The 18,956-nt window shown below is 32.8% G+C and carries 18 protein-coding genes and 1 tRNA gene; 10 read left to right on the forward strand and 9 right to left on the reverse strand.

The features are described 5' to 3' along the window. Nucleotides 1-177: 177 nt before the first annotated feature. Nucleotides 178-1,230 carry a thiamine-phosphate kinase gene (gene thiL / locus Q0873_RS14230; protein WP_299108457.1) on the reverse strand — a complete coding sequence of 351 codons (1,053 nt, stop codon included), beginning with the start codon at nt 1,228-1,230 and terminating at the stop codon, nt 178-180. 114 nt (nt 1,231-1,344) lie between these two features. On the opposite strand from thiL, the gene Q0873_RS14235 reads away from it, so the two are divergent. The 9 genes from Q0873_RS14235 (at nt 1,345) to Q0873_RS14275 (ending at nt 10,933) form a co-directional block, all read left to right on the forward strand. After that, the gene (locus tag Q0873_RS14235) at nt 1,345-2,787 is read left to right on the forward strand and encodes a choice-of-anchor B family protein (RefSeq protein ID WP_299108459.1); all 1,443 of its coding nucleotides are present in this window, start codon (nt 1,345-1,347) and stop codon (nt 2,785-2,787) included. 98 nt (nt 2,788-2,885) lie between these two features. Further along, nucleotides 2,886-4,118, forward strand: a complete 1,233-nt coding sequence (locus tag Q0873_RS14240; RefSeq protein WP_299108461.1) for a hypothetical protein — start codon at nt 2,886-2,888, stop codon at nt 4,116-4,118. A gap of 5 nt (nt 4,119-4,123) precedes the next feature. Beyond that, nucleotides 4,124-4,885 carry an MbnP family protein gene (locus Q0873_RS14245; protein WP_299108462.1) on the forward strand — a complete coding sequence of 254 codons (762 nt, stop codon included), beginning with the start codon at nt 4,124-4,126 and terminating at the stop codon, nt 4,883-4,885. Nucleotides 4,886-4,888: 3 nt separating this feature from the next. Next, the gene (locus tag Q0873_RS14250; protein ID WP_299108464.1) at nt 4,889-5,953 is read left to right on the forward strand and encodes a cytochrome c peroxidase; all 1,065 of its coding nucleotides are present in this window, start codon (nt 4,889-4,891) and stop codon (nt 5,951-5,953) included. A 114-nt stretch (nt 5,954-6,067) separates the two neighbouring features. Further along, nucleotides 6,068-6,397, forward strand: a complete 330-nt coding sequence (locus Q0873_RS14255; RefSeq protein ID WP_299108467.1) for an iron-sulfur cluster assembly accessory protein — start codon at nt 6,068-6,070, stop codon at nt 6,395-6,397. 42 nt (nt 6,398-6,439) lie between these two features. Next, entirely contained in the window at nt 6,440-7,888 is a 1,449-nt protein-coding gene (sufB, locus tag Q0873_RS14260; RefSeq protein ID WP_299108469.1) for a Fe-S cluster assembly protein SufB, read from the forward strand. A 75-nt stretch (nt 7,889-7,963) separates the two neighbouring features. Then, complete coding sequence (gene sufC, locus Q0873_RS14265) at nt 7,964-8,716, forward strand: Fe-S cluster assembly ATPase SufC (protein WP_299108471.1); 753 nt, start codon at nt 7,964-7,966, stop codon at nt 8,714-8,716. Between the two features lie 29 nt (nt 8,717-8,745). After that, nucleotides 8,746-10,059, forward strand: coding sequence for a Fe-S cluster assembly protein SufD (gene sufD / locus Q0873_RS14270; protein WP_299108473.1), 1,314 nt, complete (start codon nt 8,746-8,748; stop codon nt 10,057-10,059). Nucleotides 10,060-10,216: 157 nt separating this feature from the next. After that, the gene (locus Q0873_RS14275; protein WP_299108475.1) at nt 10,217-10,933 is read left to right on the forward strand and encodes a DUF547 domain-containing protein; all 717 of its coding nucleotides are present in this window, start codon (nt 10,217-10,219) and stop codon (nt 10,931-10,933) included. Between the two features lie 65 nt (nt 10,934-10,998). On the opposite strand, the gene Q0873_RS14280 is transcribed toward Q0873_RS14275, so the two are convergent. From Q0873_RS14280 to Q0873_RS14315, 8 genes are all read right to left on the reverse strand, one after another. After that, nucleotides 10,999-11,379, reverse strand: coding sequence for a VOC family protein (locus tag Q0873_RS14280; protein ID WP_299108477.1), 381 nt, complete (start codon nt 11,377-11,379; stop codon nt 10,999-11,001). Between the two features lie 11 nt (nt 11,380-11,390). Further along, on the reverse strand, nt 11,391-11,816 hold the full coding sequence (locus tag Q0873_RS14285) for an SRPBCC domain-containing protein (protein WP_299108479.1): 426 nt from the start codon (nt 11,814-11,816) through the stop codon (nt 11,391-11,393). Nucleotides 11,817-11,908: 92 nt separating this feature from the next. After that, entirely contained in the window at nt 11,909-12,355 is a 447-nt protein-coding gene (locus Q0873_RS14290; protein WP_299108481.1) for an SMI1/KNR4 family protein, read from the reverse strand. 392 nt (nt 12,356-12,747) lie between these two features. Next, on the reverse strand, nt 12,748-13,116 hold the full coding sequence (locus tag Q0873_RS14295; RefSeq protein WP_299108483.1) for a DUF2200 domain-containing protein: 369 nt from the start codon (nt 13,114-13,116) through the stop codon (nt 12,748-12,750). Between the two features lie 107 nt (nt 13,117-13,223). Beyond that, complete coding sequence (locus Q0873_RS14300; RefSeq protein WP_299108485.1) at nt 13,224-13,634, reverse strand: hypothetical protein; 411 nt, start codon at nt 13,632-13,634, stop codon at nt 13,224-13,226. Nucleotides 13,635-13,974: 340 nt separating this feature from the next. Beyond that, a complete protein-coding gene (odhB, locus tag Q0873_RS14305) occupies nt 13,975-15,180 on the reverse strand; it encodes a 2-oxoglutarate dehydrogenase complex dihydrolipoyllysine-residue succinyltransferase (RefSeq protein ID WP_299108487.1) in 1,206 nt (401 codons plus the stop codon). A 24-nt stretch (nt 15,181-15,204) separates the two neighbouring features. Further along, nucleotides 15,205-15,891, reverse strand: a complete 687-nt coding sequence (locus Q0873_RS14310; RefSeq protein WP_299108489.1) for a M23 family metallopeptidase — start codon at nt 15,889-15,891, stop codon at nt 15,205-15,207. A 7-nt stretch (nt 15,892-15,898) separates the two neighbouring features. Beyond that, nucleotides 15,899-18,625: a 2-oxoglutarate dehydrogenase E1 component gene (locus Q0873_RS14315; RefSeq protein WP_299108491.1), complete on the reverse strand. Its 2,727-nt coding sequence runs from the start codon at nt 18,623-18,625 to the stop codon at nt 15,899-15,901. 256 nt (nt 18,626-18,881) lie between these two features. Between Q0873_RS14315 and Q0873_RS14320 the strand changes: the two genes are divergently transcribed. Beyond that, nucleotides 18,882-18,955, forward strand: a tRNA-Asn gene (locus tag Q0873_RS14320). Nucleotide 18,956 lies beyond the last annotated feature (1 nt).

The raw sequence follows: 18,956 nt of genomic DNA on the forward strand, positions 1-18,956 counted from the left end.
TAATTTTTTGTTGATTATTATTAAATTTCGTTTGACTAATATACAATATTTATACCATTTTTTCCTCTCAAGGATACAAACCCAACTCACACTTAAAAATCAACCAGTTACAATAATCACAAACAAAAAAGGTACCTCATATATGAAGTACCTTTTAAAACTATATTTTGTTTATGATTACTCTTTTCCTTTAAAAGAGTTCCATCCTTGTGCTTTTAATGCCATTTCTTGATTTGCCCTCGTAACCAAATTCATCCCTTCATTTTCTTCTGCAATATGACCAATCACTGTTAAATTAGGGTTTCCTTTAATTTTATCATAATCAGATAATGAAACTGTAAATAACAATTCATAATCTTCTCCTCCACTTAAAGCAATCATAGTAGAATCTAAATCAAATTCTTCACAAGTAGAAATTACTTGCGGATCTAACGGAAGTTTTTCTTCATATAATTTACATCCTACTTTACTCTGTGTACAGATATGCATTATTTCAGAAGATAATCCATCAGAGATATCAATCATAGCCGTTGGTTTTACTTCCAATTCTTTTAAAAGCTCTGGAATATCTTTTCTTGCCTCTGGTTTTAATTGACGTTCTATTATATAGGTATACTTATCTAAATCTGGTTGATTTTGCGGATTTACCTGGAACACCTGCTTCTCTCTTTCTAATACTTGTAATCCTAAATATGCTCCACCTAAATCACCACTAACCACAATTAAATCTGTTGGTTTTGCTCCGTTTCTATAAACAATATCCTCTTTCTTTGCAGTTCCTAAAGCCGTAACAGAAATTAACATCCCTTTCGTAGAAGAAGTTGTATCTCCTCCTATTAAATCAACATTATAGGTATTACATGCCAACTGAATACCTGCATACAACTCCTCTAAAGCTTCTAGAGGAAAGCGATTTGAAACCGCCAATGAAACTGTAATTTGATTTGCCTGTCCATTCATAGCATATACATCGGATAAGTTTACCATTACCGCTTTATATCCCAAATGTTTTAAAGGCATATAACTTAAATCGAAATGAATTCCTTCTACCAACAAATCTGTAGTAACCAATAATTCATTTCCTTCTGTATTTACAACTGCTGCATCATCACCTATTCCTTTTACTGTAGATGAATGATGAATTTTAAAATGTTTCGTTAAATGATTAATTAAACCAAACTCCCCAAGTTCAGCTAACGACGTTCTTTCTTGATTTTTATCTTCTAACATGCTGCAAAGATAATCACAAGTATATCATACAACAATAAAAGTAGGGTTTATTAGTTTTTTACTGTTATACAAATACTTAATTCCCTAATTTAGTACCTCTAAATTCCGCTTAATATGAATCACTTAAAAAGCCTCCATTTAATCGCAGTATTCTGTCTACTTTTTTCATGTTCTTCAACTGAAAATGCAGACACAGATAAGGATAAAGATAGCATTGTAAATATTTCCGATAATTGTCCGGATACTCCAAATAAAGATCAAGCAGATAATGACAAAGACGGTATTGGAGACGCTTGTGATGATGATGATGATAATGATGGCATTAAAGATACTGTAGATAATTGTCCATTAACTGCTAACCCAGATCAAAAAGATAGTGACAATGATGGAAAAGGAGATGTTTGTGATACTCCTACCACTCCTCCTACCGGTACCAATTTAGTAAAATGTGAATCGGGGAAAGCAGGAATTTATCCTTGTAGCAATTACGATTTACTTATGCAAATGGACTTATCTGTTTTCAATACTACATTTGTAAATGATTCTTGGGGTTGGACCGATCCTACAAATAATAAAGAATATGCAATTGTTGGTTTAAAAAACGGAACCGCTTTTGTTGATATAACAGATACTGAAAAACCAGTATACCTTGGTAAAGTGCCAAGTTTTAATAATGTTGAAAGTACATGGAGAGATATAAAAGTATATAAAGACCATGCTTTTATTGTTAGTGAAGCAACGAATCACGGAATGCAGGTATTTGATTTAACTCGATTAAGAAATGTGGCAAACCCTCCTGAAACTTTTACGGTTGATGCTCACTTTACTGAATTTGGAAGCGCTCATAATATTGTTATTAATGAAGATTCTGGTTATGCCTACCCCGTAGGAACTAGTAAAAGTGGAACCTACAAAGGAGGTCCGTTATTTATTAATATTCAAGATCCTAAAAACCCAAAAGGTGAAGGTGGTTGGGGAACCGACAACTATAGTCATGATGCCCAAGTAGTTACTTATAAAGGGCCTGACTCAGACTATACAGGAAAAGAAATACTTATTGGTAGTAATGAAAATGAAGTGGTTATTGTGGATATTACAGATAAAGCAAACCCTAAAAACTTAGGGAAAATCTCCTATGCAAATGTTGGATATGTACATCAAGGTTGGTTTACCGAAGACCAAAAGTACTTTATATTAGGTGATGAGCTAGATGAACAAAACTTTGGAGGTAAAACACGAACTATTGTTTTTGACTTTAGTGATTTAGATGCCCCTAAAGAACACTTTATTTACAACGGACCTACAGATGCTACCGACCATAACGGATATGTAAAAGACAAAACTTTCTATTTAGCAAATTATACTGCTGGAGTTAGATTTATAGATATTTCAAGTATTGAGAGTAAAAGTATTTCAGAAACTGGTTACTTTGATACCTATCCTGAAAATGACAATTCTAGTTTTAATGGAGTTTGGAACGTATATCCATATTTTAACAGTGGTAAAATCGTAGTAAGTGATTCTAACAGAGGTTTATTCATCTTAAAAAAACAGTAATTTAAATGCTAAAAGCATATCTTAAATATCTATTTCTCTTTAGTATACTTTACAGTTGTAGTTCTGACAATGACCTTTCTACTCCTAAAAAATATACTGTGGATATTGTTAAAACCTTTGGTGGCACCAGAAATGAAAGTGCTCAAAGCGTGGTAGCAACAAATGATGGTGGTTACCTAGTTTTAGGGTTTACACAAAGTATTGACGGCGATGTGAGCACCTCCAAAACTTCTATTCAATATGACTACTGGCTGTTAAAATTTGACAAGTCAGACCAATTGCAATGGCAAAAAACATTGGGTGGAACTCAAGATGAAAAAGCCTATAAAATCATTAGTACAAACGACGCTGGTTTTGCTATTGTTGGTTATAGTAAAAGTAACAATGGAGATCTAAGTTCTAATGAAGGTTTTGAAGATGTTTGGATATTAAAACTAGATGCTACCGGAACTATAGTATGGAAAACCAATACAGGTTTTTCTGGTTCCGACCAAGGATATACCATTGTTCAAACATCAGATGGAGGTTATTTTGTAGGGGCTATCCTAGACGTAACAGCTTCTGGTGGACAAGGAAATGCAAGAGCACGTAACGCTTCAAGACATGCTGGAGGAGATTATTGGGCTCTTAAATTAAATGCTTCAGGAACTATTGAATGGAGAAGGTATTTTGGTGGAGCCAATACAGACACTTGCTATGATGCTGTGGAAACCAACGATGGTTATATATTAGTTGGATCTTCAGACAGTAACGATGTAGATATAAAAGGAAACAAAGGGACCTATGATTTTTGGGTGGTAAAAATAGATAAAACAGGTAAGCTCCTTTGGGAAAAATCATACGGAGGCTCTGAAATAGATGAAGCCAGAGCAATTACCAAAACAAATGATGGAAACTTCATCGTTATTGGAGACACGAGAAGCACAGATAAAGATGTTTCAAAAAATAATGGTGGTGCAGATTTATGGTTGATAAAGATAGATACTACAGGAAAACTTCTTTGGGAAAAAACCATTGGAGGAAGTAGTTTTGATGTGGGAAGATCTATTCAAAAAACAACCGATGGCGGTTATCTTATTTCAGGTAGCTCGAGAAGCAATGACAATAGTATTATTAACAAAGGGCAAAATGACGCCTGGATTTTAAAAATAGACAACAAGGGAAACCAACAATGGCAACAAACAGTTGGAGGGAATAATATCGATTTTTGCTATGATGCAACTGAACTTTCTAACGGAATTATTATTGGCGTAGGAGAAAGCAGTAGTAACAGTGGAGACATTAGTACCAACAAAGGTTTTTCAGATGCCTTGGTAATAAAATTAAAATAAAAAAAATGAAAAAATACTTATTCTTATGTATTGGTTTAACCATGCTATTCGCATGTAGTTCTGATAGTGATGAATTAATCAAAGAAGTATCTGTTACTTTAAAATTCACGCAAAATTGGGATGGAGCTGACGTTACTAAAAGTGATTTTAGCAAAACAGAATTTACCAATAAATTAGGAACGAAATTAACTATTGAACAGCTACGTTATTTGATTTCAAGAGTCGCTTTAGTAGACGGAAAAGATAACGTAACATTATTTGATGGCTATAATTTAGTGGATCTTAGTAAAGAGGAAAGTTTAACTTTTAATCTTCCAAAAAAAGTATCAGAAGGCTCTTATAAATTAAGTTTTGTTTTTGGTTTTAATAATGAAGATAACAAAACGAATGCATACCAAGATTTAAACACCGCTTCTTGGAATGTTCCTGCTATGCTAGGTGGTGGTTATCATTTTATGCAACTAGACGGAAAATATACTAGTACCGATCTTACTAAAAAACCTTATAACTATCATGCTATAAAAGCATATAATACATCTACAAGTGAATCTGAAGACACTTTTTTTATTGTTGATTTAGGAACTATTTCTCTTACAAATAACTCCACAATTGAAATAAAAATGAATATTGCTCAGTGGTTTAAAAATCCAAATGATTGGAATCTAAACGATTTAGACGTTAGTTTAATGATGAATTTCGATGCACAAAAGCAAATGCATTCCAATGGTAAAAGTGGTGTGTTTAGCCTTGGAACAATCACACAATAGTTTATGGTAAAAAAAAGTATACATATTTTATTTTTTCTTCTTTTGTTGAGCTGTTCATCAAAAGAAGAAGAAGAACCTGTGTACACCCCTAAACCAGCTACTTTAAAAATTCCTGAAATATTTCAACAAAGATTAATTGCTCCATTAGTACCAAGTAACAACCCACTTACCGAAGAAGGAATTTCACTTGGAAAAAAATTATTCTTTGATAAAAGTTTATCAAAAAACAACACTCAATCTTGTGCGAGTTGTCATGACCCAAAAAATGCTTTTACAGACGAAACACGTTTTAGTGACGGTGTAGATGGAAAATTTGGAAAACGAAACTCAATGCCTATTTTTAATTTAGCTTGGAATTTTGATGAACGTTTTGCTTGGGACGGAAAAGAATTAAGTTTAGAAAGACAAGCTTTGGAACCGGTAAGAAACCCTATTGAAATGCACAGTAAATGGGTTGACGTAGCTCAAAAACTACAGCAACACCCTGAATACCCAACACTTTTCAAACAGGTTTTCGGAACTTCAAAAATAGATTCTACACTTGTCACAAAAGCAATTGCACAATTTGAAAGAACTTTAATTTCTGGAGATTCAAAATTTGATCAATTTTTACTCGGGAAAGCAACGTTAACACCTGAAGAAAAAAATGGTTTTGATGTTTTTATGGATGAAAACAGAGGAGATTGTTTTCATTGCCATGGAAGCGACAGCAATCCTTTATGGACTGACAATAAATTTCGCAACAATGGTTTAGACGAAGTTTTTACCGATTTAGGTTTAGGTAAAGTAACTGGTGATCCTAACGATAATGGTAAATTTAGAACACCTTCTATTCGCAATTTAGCCTTTACCGCTCCGTATATGCACGATGGTAGATTTGCTACTTTGGAAGAGGTTATCAATCATTATTCTGAAGGGTTAAAAGTTTCTCCAACCGTAGATCCATTAATGAAAAAAGTTAGTGAAGGCGGTGTAAAACTCTCTGATAAAGATAAAGCCGACCTAAAATCCTTTCTCCTATCGCTCTCTGACAATAACTTTGTGAACAACAAAGAATTTCAAGAGTAACTTCTTACATAGATAATATTTATAACTCAATAACAAAATCATAACCTAACTTACTATGATTTAATACTTGTTATGTTGTATATTTGCAAACTATTTAGAGTTAATCTATTGAATATGATAAAAGTTTCAGATACAGCTAAAAAGAAAGTTATTGAGTTAATGACAGATGACGGATTTAACGCCACTACCGATTTTGTTCGTGTGGGTGTTAAAAGTGGTGGATGTTCAGGATTATCATACGACTTAAACTTTGACAAACAACAACTAGAAAATGATAAATTTTTTGAAGACAACGGTGTAAAGATTGTTGTTGACAAAAAGAGTTTCTTATACCTTGTAGGTACTACACTAGAATATTCTGGAGGTTTAAATGGAAAAGGTTTTGTTTTTAACAACCCAAACGCAAATAGAACTTGTGGTTGTGGAGAAAGCTTTTCATTGTAATTTTAAATTTTTAGTTAATAGATAACGGAAGACAGAGCACTGATGAGTAAATATACTGAAGACGATTTAAGAGAAGAATTAAAAACCAAAGAATACGAATACGGTTTTTATACAGATATTGAAGCAGATAAATTTCCAGCGGGTTTAAATGAAGATATTGTTCGCGCAATTTCTAAAAAGAAAAATGAACCAGAATGGATGACCGAATGGCGTTTAGAAGCTTTTCGAATTTGGCAACAAATGGAAGAACCAGAATGGGCTAATGTAAACTATGAAAAGCCAGATTTTCAGGCAATTTCTTACTATTCTGCACCAAAACAAAAGCCAAAATTAAATTCTTTAGATGAAGTTGACCCAGAAATGCTGGCAACTTTTGAAAAGTTAGGGATTTCTTTAGAGGAACAAAAAAGACTAGCAAATGTTGCTGTTGATATTGTAATGGACTCAGTATCTGTTGCAACTACTTTTAAAGAGACCTTAGCTGAAAAAGGAATCATATTTATGCCTATTTCTGAGGCTATTCAAGAGCACCCAGAATTGGTTAAAAAATATATTGGATCGGTAGTTCCACCAACAGATAACTTTTATGCGGCATTAAATTCGGCTGTATTCTCAGACGGATCTTTCTGTTACATTCCAAAAGGAGTTCGTTGTCCTATGGAATTATCTACTTACTTCCGTATTAACGAAGGAGGAACTGGACAGTTTGAACGTACTTTAGTTGTTGCAGACGAAAGTAGTTATGTTTCTTATTTAGAAGGATGTACCGCTCCTCAACGTGATGAAAATCAATTACACGCAGCTGTGGTTGAATTAATTGCCATGGACGATGCTGAAATTAAATACTCTACTGTTCAAAACTGGTTCCCTGGTGATGCTTCAGGAAAAGGAGGAGTTTTCAATTTTGTAACGAAGAGAGGATTGTGTGAAACCAATGCAAAAATTTCTTGGACACAAGTTGAAACTGGATCAGCAGTAACATGGAAATACCCAAGTTGTGTTTTAAAAGGAAACAATTCTGTAGGAGAATTTTATTCTATTGCTGTAACCAATAACTTCCAGCAGGCAGATACAGGTACTAAGATGATTCACTTAGGAAAGAATACAAAATCTACTATTATTTCTAAGGGAATTTCTGCAGGAAAATCACAAAATAGTTATAGAGGTTTGGTACAAATAGGTTCAAGAGCTGAAAATGCACGTAACTTCTCTCAATGTGATAGCTTGTTAATGGGTAATGAATGTGGTGCACACACCTTCCCATATATCGAAACAAAAAATAAATCGGCTCAAATTGAGCACGAAGCAACTACAAGTAAAATTGGTGAAGATCAATTATTCTATTGTAACCAAAGAGGTATCGATACTGAAAAAGCAATTGCATTAATTGTAAATGGGTTTAGTAAAGAGGTATTGAACAAATTACCAATGGAATTCGCAGTAGAAGCACAAAAATTATTAGAAATTAGTTTAGAAGGTTCTGTTGGTTAAGATACAACACCAATTAGAATACGTAATAAATAAAAATGCTTGTAACCAACACTACAAGCCAATAACATAAGAACAATGTTAAAAATAGAAAACTTACACGCACAGGTAGAAGACAAAGACATTCTAAAAGGAATTAATTTAGAAGTTAAAGCTGGAGAGGTACATGCTATTATGGGACCAAATGGTGCTGGAAAAAGTACATTATCATCTGTAATTGCTGGTAATGAAAATTACGAGGTTACTTCTGGAAACATCGAATTAGAAGGTGAAGATATTAGCGAATTAGCTCCTGAAGAAAGAGCACATGCTGGTGTATTTTTATCATTCCAATATCCAGTAGAAATCCCTGGAGTTACGGTAACTAACTTTATTAAAACAGCAATTAACGAATCTCGTAAAGCGCAAGGTTTAGAAGAAATGCCTGCAAAAGACATGTTAAAAAAGATTCGTGAAAAGTCTGAATTATTAGCAATCGATCGTAAGTTCTTATCACGTTCTTTAAACGAAGGGTTTTCTGGAGGAGAAAAGAAACGTAATGAAATTTTCCAAATGGCAATGTTAGAGCCTAAATTAGCAATCTTAGACGAAACAGATTCTGGTTTAGATATTGATGCTTTACGTATTGTTGCAAATGGTGTAAATAAATTAAAATCTAAAGACAATGCTGTAGTTGTTATTACACACTACCAACGTTTATTAGACTATATTGTTCCTGATTATGTACACGTTTTACACGATGGTAAAATCGTAAAAACTGGAGATGCATCTTTAGCTTTAAAGCTTGAAGAAAAAGGATACGATTGGATTAAGGATGAAGTAAATTCATAATTAGTTGCTTACAACTAAACTTTGAAAGAATGGAGTTAAAAGAGAAAATATTATCATCATACGTAGCCTTTGAAAATGGATTAAATATCAATTCAGATATTCATGAAATTCGCACCAATGCGCTACAAGAATTTGAAAAATTAGGATTTCCTACCAAGAAATTAGAAGCTTGGAAATACACTTCTTTAAATTCAATTTTAAAAGAAGACTATAGCTTATTTCCAGACCATGATAATGCCATTGAGTTAGCGGATGTAAAGAAATACTTTATCCACGATATTGATAGTTACAAAATTATTTTTATCGATGGTAAATACAGTTCTTTCTTATCAGAAACAACGCATGACGGAATAGATGTTTGCTTACTTTCAGCAGCATTGTCAAAATCGAAATACAAGCCAGTTATTGAAAACTATTTCAATAAAGTAGCAAAACAAGACAATTTAACTGCGTTAAATACCGCTTTTGCAACAGAAGGTGCTTTTATTCATATTCCTAGAAATGTAGAAGTTGAAAAACCTATTCAAATTATCAACTTTACTACAGGAAATGAAAGTGCTACCATGTTACAACCTCGTAATTTAGTTGTTGTAGAACGTAATGCACATGTACAAATTATAGAACGTCACCAAAGTTTAACAGACAATCCTGTATTGACAAATGCTGTTACTGAGATATATACAGATACACATTCATCGGTAGACTACTATAAAATCCAAAATGATAACGTAAACGCTTCTTTAGTTGACAATACATATATTGAGCAACAAAAAGAAAGTGTATGTTCTGTTCATACGTTCTCATTTGGAGGAAATATTACACGTAACAACTTAAACTTCTACCAGAAAGGAGAGCATATTGACTCTATTTTAAAAGGAGTTACTATTACTGAAGGAAAGCAACATGTAGATCACTTTACTTTAGTACACCATATAGAACCTAACTGTGAAAGTCACCAAGATTACAAAGGAATTTATGGTGATCGTTCTACAGGAGTTTTTAACGGAAAGGTTATTGTTGAAAAAGAGGCGCAAAAAACAAATGCATACCAACAAAACAACAATATCTTAATTAGTGATAAAGCAACTATCAATGCAAAACCTCAATTAGAAATTTTTGCTGATGATGTAAAATGTTCACACGGTTGTACAATTGGTCAATTAGATGAGCAAGCTTTATTCTATATGCAACAAAGAGGTATTCCTAAAAAAGAAGCACGTGCTTTACTAATGTATGCTTTTGCAAACACAGTTTTAGAAAGTGTAAAAATACCAGAAGTAAAAAAGAGAATTACCAAGTTAATTGCAACCAAATTAGGTGTAAACATCGGATTTGATTTGTAAACAACTTGTTAAAATAATTACCATAAAGCACTATTTTTCTTATAAATAGTGCTTTTTTTCTTAATTTTTTCAAAAAATTTACAATTCTTGTAAAGAATAAAATTGTTCTTCGTCTAAAAGTTCGTGATTAGTTAAAATCTACCAAAATTCAAAAACTATGCGAAAAACAATTACCCTCGTTTGCTTATTATTTTTTATTAGCATTCAACAAACGCAAGGTCAAACTGATGTATTTGACGCCTTATTAAAAACTTATGTAGACTCAAAAGGTAACATCGATTACAAAGGATTAAGAAAAAACCGTGCTCTTTTAGATATTTATCTAAATCATTTAGAAGGTACGATTCCTGGAAAAAATTGGTCTTCTAAAAAAGCAAAAGCTTTTTGGATGAACGCCTATAATGCGTATACCATTAAGCTTATTTTAGATAGTTATCCTTTAAAGAATATTACTATTATCAAACGTCAAGGGAAAAATGCTTGGAAACTACCGATTGCCAAAGTAGGTAACAAGACCTATACCTTAGATTATATAGAACATAAAATACTAAGAAGATGGCACGATGACCCAAGAGTTCACGTAGGTTTAAATGCTGCTTCTAAATCAGGTCCATGTTTCCCTAATTTTGCTTTTACTGCAAAGAATATTGACACTAAACTAGAAGCGTTAATGAAAAAATTCATCAACGACCCGACTAAGAATAAAATCTCTTTAGATAAAGTAGCAGTTTCTAAAATTTTCGAATGGTACCAAGAAGATTTTACCTCTAAAAATTCATTAGTGGACTATATCAATCAATACTCGAAAGTCAAAGCCAATGATGGAGCCGAAGTTGAATACTTAGAGTATGACTGGACTTTAAATGACAAATAATAGCCCCTTACCCTTAAAACAATTCTCCCTAAGAAATAAGGAATCATTATGCATGGTTCCTTATTTTATTTTTTATTCACATGTTGATCTATAAGTATTGTATTTCCATCAGGATCAAAGAAAACAATACTTGCAGGACCTGTTCCTCCTTCTTCTGTTTCTCTTTCCAATTGAATATGGTTATCTTTTAAATGTTGCTGAATACTACGTACGTCATCAAACTCCTCTAAAGTATTGGCACTTTCATCCCATCCTGGATTAAACGTGAGAATATTGTTTTCAAACATTCCTTGAAACAAACCTATAAGTGCATTGCCATTTTTCATAATTAAATAATTCATTTCTGTACTTCCGGCAAACACAGAAAACCCCATAGTTTCATAAAAATCTTTCGATTTCTGTAAATTTTTTACGGCTAAACTAATTGAAAAAGCTCCTAATTTCATCTCTTTATATTTTAATTTCTTTGTTCAAATGGTATGATTTCTCCCTTTTCTACGTAGTTTTTTAATCCGTTTAAGAGTTGCGCCCAACAAAAGGAAGAATGCTTAAAATGATCATTTATTTGTGGCCAGTCTTTATGAAAAAAACGTAGATAAGTTCCTTTCTCATTTGCTTCCAAATCAAAACCAAATGTGGTAGGTGTCCAATCGGTATCTGCCTTGGTCATTTTAATAAAAAAAGAGCTGTTTTCTTGGCATTTTATAACTTCTCCATACCAATTATAAGGTTCTCCAAAAAATAGGTTATACGTTTCTCCTAACTTAGGAGTTCCCGTACATTTCAAAGCCCACCAATGTTCTATTTCTGTTGGATAAGCAACAGCTTTAAACACCTTTTCTAGTGGTGCATCTATTAACAAATTGTGGTAAATGGCATTCATACTTCTAAAAATTACAGTACTAAAGTTACAAAAAAACAAAAAGATGAACCTAAGTTCATCTTCTTACTTGTTTTAATTATGTTACTTCACTACTAAGAATTATCTTCTACAGCCTTTAGTTGTTTATTAAGAAATTCTATAAATGTTCCTTCGTGTCTAAATTCATCCACATCTTCAACTTCTGAAAAAGAATAAACATCTGGATTACTAGATTCTCCTAAAACAAAAAAAGCTAGTTGATAACCTTGATGCATCCAAAACACAAAAACATTTTCTGGTAATTTTTCAAATTCATTTTCTTCTAGTAATTCATCTGACCATTCTTTTAAATTAGGAATTTCATCATAAAATACTGAAGAACCTCTCATAAAACTACCAGATCCTTTACCCATTTTTGAAAGAAAGTCTTTATACAGTTGTGGCAAACCTAGTGAACTTAAAGATTCTATAGAACTTAATTCTTTATGAGATAAAGGGATCAATTTTTCTCCTTTACTTTCTAACACATTTACTAAATCATCAATATTTTTTATACTCATAATAACTTACTTTACTCCATTAATTATTTTTACTGGTAATTTTAATAAGTCTCTGCTAACTCACATTACACTCTTACGGGAGCGGAGAAAACCATTTCTTCTTTTTATCAAGAATTTATCTTTTTCTTAAAGAATCTTCTTCTTAGTTTTCTATTCATTTTCATCATTATTACAACTCCTTTTTTCTTCTACGGAATTATTTATTAAGTTAATTTGTTATTTCTTCCTTACAATTACTAAAACAATATTCAGAACCAATCTAGAATTCTAAAATACCACTTTCTACAAAAACAAAAAGATGAACCTAAATCCATCTTATTAACCACTATCATTATCCTATTTTATTTAAAATCTTCTTAATACACACCATTCATCTTAGCTTATTGTGATGATTACGTACGTAAGATTTTTTCCATCTTTCTTCCTTTAGCTAATTCATCTATTAGCTTTTCCATTTGTCTACATTTTTTATATGTATCAAATTCATCTTCTATTTCTTCAATTCTGTAACCGCAGACAACACCTTTAATCATATGCGCATTTTCATGCATATGAGCTTCTTCGAAAAAGGTTCTAAACGTTGTTTTATTATCTATAAAGAATTGTAGTTTATCTCCATCAAAACCAGTTAACCATTCTATAACCTGTTTTAATTCCTCTTCTGTTCTACCATTTTTTTCTATTCTCCTGAGATAATGCGGATAAATAGTTCCAAATATCATATTGGCAACTTGCTCATTTTTTTTAACAGTAACTTTCATCTTCTTTACATCTTAATACAGCAATTTACAAAATTTACCAAAGAAATATCATAAAGGAATAAAAACGCCTCTTATAATAGGCTGACAAATTATAGCTAGCGCTGGTTTCAATCATTCAAAGGCTCTAGCTCTCGAGATTTTACTATGAAGAAAAAGCTGATATAATAGCAGGCTGTACCAATTATAATATTGATATTGTCTGCAATTTCTAATTTCTTTACACCAAAAATAGTGTCGCAAGCCACAAAAAGCGCGATGGCAATAAAGAATAAAACATTTTTAGGTGAACTACGACTTATGATATTGGTAAAGGCTAAAGATATTAAACCTATTAAGACTAAAGTTGTTAAGACTGACAAGTAATAGAAAAGTGTGTTTTTAAAAACAAGCACAAACAACAACGACATAATTGATATAGCAATTAAAAACACGGTTAAAAACAACTTCCAATCTACTTTTCGATTGAGTACCACCTTCATTAAAACCAATCTATAACAAAACAGTAAAAACATTCCCATGACACTTTTGCTTTCCACTGAAAAAAGTATGGTTGATAAAAAAAAGAGCAGTAAACTTACACTTAATAAGTAGTTCGACTTTTTTAAAGTTTCAAAAAAATACAATACAAAAAAGATAGAAACAAAAATTTTCGAAATAACAATTTCAACGGTTGCGTCTTTCTTTATGAAGTAAAAAACTGCCAAAGAAGCTATTATGGTTAAAGCTAAAAAATATGTACGCCATTTTATAAGTACCGGGGGCATATTTTGTAAAGATATTTTATTGAAAAAAGTCAAGTTAAAAAAAATCCTGCACATATGTGCAGGATTTCAATTTATGATCTATCGAAATTTTCGATTACATTTCTAAGGCCTTCTTAGGATTGTTGTCCATTAATAATTCTACTGGATTTTCTAAAGCTTCTTTTACAGCTACTAAGAACCCAACAGACTCACGACCATCAATAATTCTGTGGTCATAAGATAATGCAACATACATGATTGGTTGAATTACCACCTCACCATTTACCGCCATTGGACGATTTACAATGTTATGCATTCCTAAAATTCCACTTTGTGGAGGATTGATAATTGGTGTTGATAACATAGAACCAAATACACCACCATTGGTAATTGTAAATGTTCCTCCTGTCATTTCATCAACTGTAATTTGGCCATCACGAGCACGTAATGCTAAACGCTTTACTTCGCTTTCTACTCCTCTAAACGTTAAGTTTTCAGCATTTCTAATTACTGGTACCATTAATCCTTTTGGACCTGATACTGCAATTGAAATATCTTGGAAGTCGTGACTTATTTTGTAATCTCCATCAATCATAGAGTTTACATCTGGATACATTTTTAATGCTCTTACTACTGCTAACGTAAAGAAAGACATAAATCCTAAACCAACTCCGTGCTTAGCTTTAAAATCTTCTTTATACTCTTTACGTAAATCGAATATTGGTTGCATGTTTACCTCGTTAAAGGTAGTTAACATAGCAGTTTCATTTTTTACAGAAACTAAACGTTGTGCAACCTTACGACGTAACATTGATAATTTTTTACGCTCTGTGCCACGAGATCCCATTCCTGGAGTTCCCATTGATGGAACCGCCTTTACAGCATCTTCTTTTGTTACACGACCATCTTTACCAGTTCCTTTAACTTCTGAAGCAGCAATTCCTTTTTCAGCTAAAATTTTCTTAGCCGCTGGAGACGCAGCTCCCGTTGCATAAGTTTCTTTTGCTGGCTCAGCTTTTGGAGCTTCTTTTTTCTCCTCTGCTTTTGGAGCTTCTTTCTTTTCTGCTCCTCCTTCTGGTTTTGCAGCACTCATATCAATATGACATACCACAGCTCCTACTGCTACTGCATCACCTTCTTCAGCTTTTAAAGTGATAATTCCGCTCTCTTCCGCAGGTAATTCTAACGTTGCTTTGTCAGAATCAACTTCAGCAATAGGTTGATCTTTCTCTACATAATCACCATCTTCAACTAACCAAGTTGCAATTTCTACTTCTGTAATTGATTCCCCCGGAGAAGGAACTTTCATTTCTAAAACCATCAGTTCTAATTTTTATATATGGATTTATTTAATTTCTATATTTTTAATAAAATCTTCTTTAATTGGCATATAGTCTTTTTTTAACTCACCATTTACCAATACTTTATCAAAATACAATTTTGCTCCCGTTGCTTCCAACAGTTCAACTGTATTTTGCAATTGTAAGTGCAAATGTGCTTGGGTAGTATTACCTGAATTACCACATTGTGCAATTACCTGTCCTTGTTTTACCTCTGCCCCTTCTTTAACTTGAATAGATGCATTCTTTAAATGAGCAAATAACAAAAACTCTTCTTTATTAGTTTTTAAGACGATCGTATTTCCTGTTAATTGATTCTCATTCAAATCTCCAGGAACATTATCTTCTACTCCGTCTATTATTTTTACAACTTTAGCATCACATGGTGCCATGATATCCTTTCCAAAAATAAAATAACTCTCATTTTTTTTAGGATCTCCCTCAAAAGGTGCTCCATTTGCTACCATTAACACATCATACGCATATTGTTGATTTACATCTTCATTATGGTAATTCTGCTCTAATTTTTCACCTCCCCAGTAAACAAACGTTTCTTCCTTGAAAGGCCAAATCATCTTTGTTGTATTTCTTTTAAATACAGCTAACTCTTTCTTCTCTTCTTTCTTCTTTACAGAACATCCAACAAGAAAAACTATGAATAGCAGTATGTTAAAAGATAAGAACTTCTTCATCTTAATCTTAGTCAAAAACTTTGTCTAACACTCTTTGATGACGACGCTTATAACGCGCACTTGAACCTGCTGCTGGTGCTGAGTGATAATCTCTAGAAGCACATTCTAATCTTGCCAATTCAAATCGTTCTAACATATATCCCCAAGACCCCATGTTTTTAGGTTCTTCTTGAGCCCAAACATAACGTTCTACATTTGGATATCTGTCCATTACTTCTTTAATCTTATCATTATGTAATGGGAATAACTGTTCTATTCTTATTAAAGCAACATCTTCTCTTCCTAAACGCTCACGTTCTTCTAACATATCATAGTAGAACTTACCTGTACAGAAAACCATCTTCTTTACTTTAGCAGTATCAACAGTATCGTCGATTACTTCTTGGAAAGTTCCTCCTGCTAAATCTTCTATAGTATTTACAGCTCTAGGTAAACGTAATAAACTCTTAGGAGTAAATACCACTAATGGTTTTCTAAAATCACGCTTCATTTGACGACGCAAAATATGATACATATTTGCTGGTGTAGAACAGTTTGCAACCGTCCAGTTGTCTATTGCTGATGATTGTAAGAAACGCTCTATTCTTGCTGAAGAGTGCTCTGGTCCTTGTCCTTCATAACCGTGTGGTAATAACATTACCAGTCCGTTTTGCAATTTCCATTTATCTTCTGCTGAAGAGATATATTGATCGAACATGATTTGTGCACCATTGGCAAAATCACCAAACTGAGCTTCCCAAATAGTTAATGTATTTGGAGCTGCCATTGCATATCCATAATCAAAACCTAACACTCCATATTCCGATAAATGAGAATTGTAAATAGTCATTTCTCCTTTATTATTCGGATTGGTATTTAATAAGTTTACTCTTTCTAAAGTTTCTTCATCACGCATAATCGCATGACGGTGAGAGAAGGTACCTCTTTCTACATCTTCTCCTGATATACGTACATTATATCCTTCTTCCAATAAGGTTCCATACGCTAGGTTTTCTGCAGTACCCCAATCTAGAGAATTTTGCTCAAAAACCATTTTTTCACGTCCTTGTAAAATACGCTCTGCTTTACGCACAAACTTATGTCCTTCTGGAGTTGTAGAAATTACTTTTGCAATTCCTTTTAATGCTTCAACCGAATAGGTAGTATCTACTGGCTGTAACATATCTTCTAATTGCTTACGAATAAATCCTTCCCAAACATCTGGCATAAAGTCTTGGATCTTTGAAGTTTCTTTCTTCTTAGATTCTGTAAACTCTACTTCTAAATGTGCTTTGAATTCATCTGTAATTTCTTTTACATAATCAGAGTTTATGCTTCCTTCTTCTATTAATTTGTTTGCATAAATTTCTTTTGCGTTTTTATGCTTCTTAATAGATTTATATAATTTAGGTTGTGTAAAACTAGGCTCATCTCCTTCATTATGTCCATACTTACGATATCCTAATAAGTCAATGTAAATATCTTTCTTGAACTTAGTTCTATATTCAACCGCCATTTCCATTGCATGACAAACAGCTTCCGCATCATCTGCATTCACATGTAAAACTGGCGATAAGGTTACTTTAGCCACATCTGTACAATAGGTACTAGAACGTGCGTCTAAGTAATTGGTTGTAAAACCAACTTGGTTGTTTACCACTACATGAATTGTTCCTCCAGTTTTGTAACCGTTTAAGGTCATCATTTGAGCAACTTCATATGCAATACCTTGACCTGCGATTGCTGCATCACCATGTACAATAATTGGTAAAATCTTACCATTATCTCCAGTGTAATCTTGGTCTATTTTAGCACGAACAATTCCTTCAGCAACTGCCGCAACAGTTTCTAAGTGAGATGGATTTGGAACCAAATTCATCTTCATTTTTTGTCCGCCTTTATATTCTTTACTTAAGGTTAACCCTAAGTGATATTTTACATCTCCATCAATATCTTGGTCTTCAAAATCTTTTCCTTCAAATTCACTAAATAAATCGCGAACTGGTTTTTTAAAGATATTTACCAAAGTATTTAAACGACCACGGTGTGCCATTCCTAATACACATTCTTCAACACCATACTTTTCTGCTGCATCTCTTAAAGCAACACTAATACCAGGGATTAATGTTTCTCCTCCTTCTACAGAGAATCTTTTTTGACCAACATACTTTGTTTGTAAAAAACTTTCGAAAGTTGAAGCTTGATTTAATTTAGTAAGAATATACTTTTTTGCTTCTGTATCATATTTCGGGTGATTATCGTTATGGTTTAGACGATTTTGCCACCATTTTAACTCTTCTGGGTTACGAAGATACATATACTCTACTCCTATACTATCGCAATAAATAGCTTTTAGGTGATCGATGATGTCTGATAAGCTTTTAGCTCCAATACCTAAAATTTCTCCAGCATTGAAAACGGTGCTTAAGTCTTTCTGAGACAACCCGAAATTTTCAACATCTAATGTTGGTGTATATTTTCTTCGATCGCGAACTGGATTTGTTTTAGTAAACAAATGCCCACGCGTTCTGTAACCGTTAATTAAATCGATTACTAAAAATTCTTTTCTTACTTCTTCAGGAATTTCTACTTCAACTTCTTCATCTGTTAGCGAATAATTCTCATTAGCTAAATCATATCCTTGAAAAAAGGCTCTCCAACTTGGTTCTACCGCATCTGGATTTAACTGATATTGTTCGTACAAATCTCCAACAAATCCTGAATGTACTGCGTTTAAGAACGAAAACTTGTCCATATATTTTATGATACTTTTCTATATAAAAATAATGAAGACAAAAGTACAACTTTTACTAAACATACTTCTTTTTTTTAAACTATTTTTAGTCAAAAAACGGATTCCCTTAAAATTGTTTTTGTTGAAACAGAAAAATTAACTTTTTGATTTCCAACCTAAACTTAAAAATTATCTGTTTTTTTTGAAAAAAAGTTTGCAAATATTAAAAAAGACCTTAAATTTGCACTCGCATTTTAAACCATGTAACGGTTTAAATTCCTCCTTAGCTCAGTTGGTTAGAGCATCTGACTGTTAATCAGAGGGTCCTTGGTTCGAGCCCAAGAGGGGGAGC

The organism is uncultured Tenacibaculum sp. (assembly GCF_947498805.1).
Taxonomy (GTDB): domain Bacteria; phylum Bacteroidota; class Bacteroidia; order Flavobacteriales; family Flavobacteriaceae; genus Polaribacter.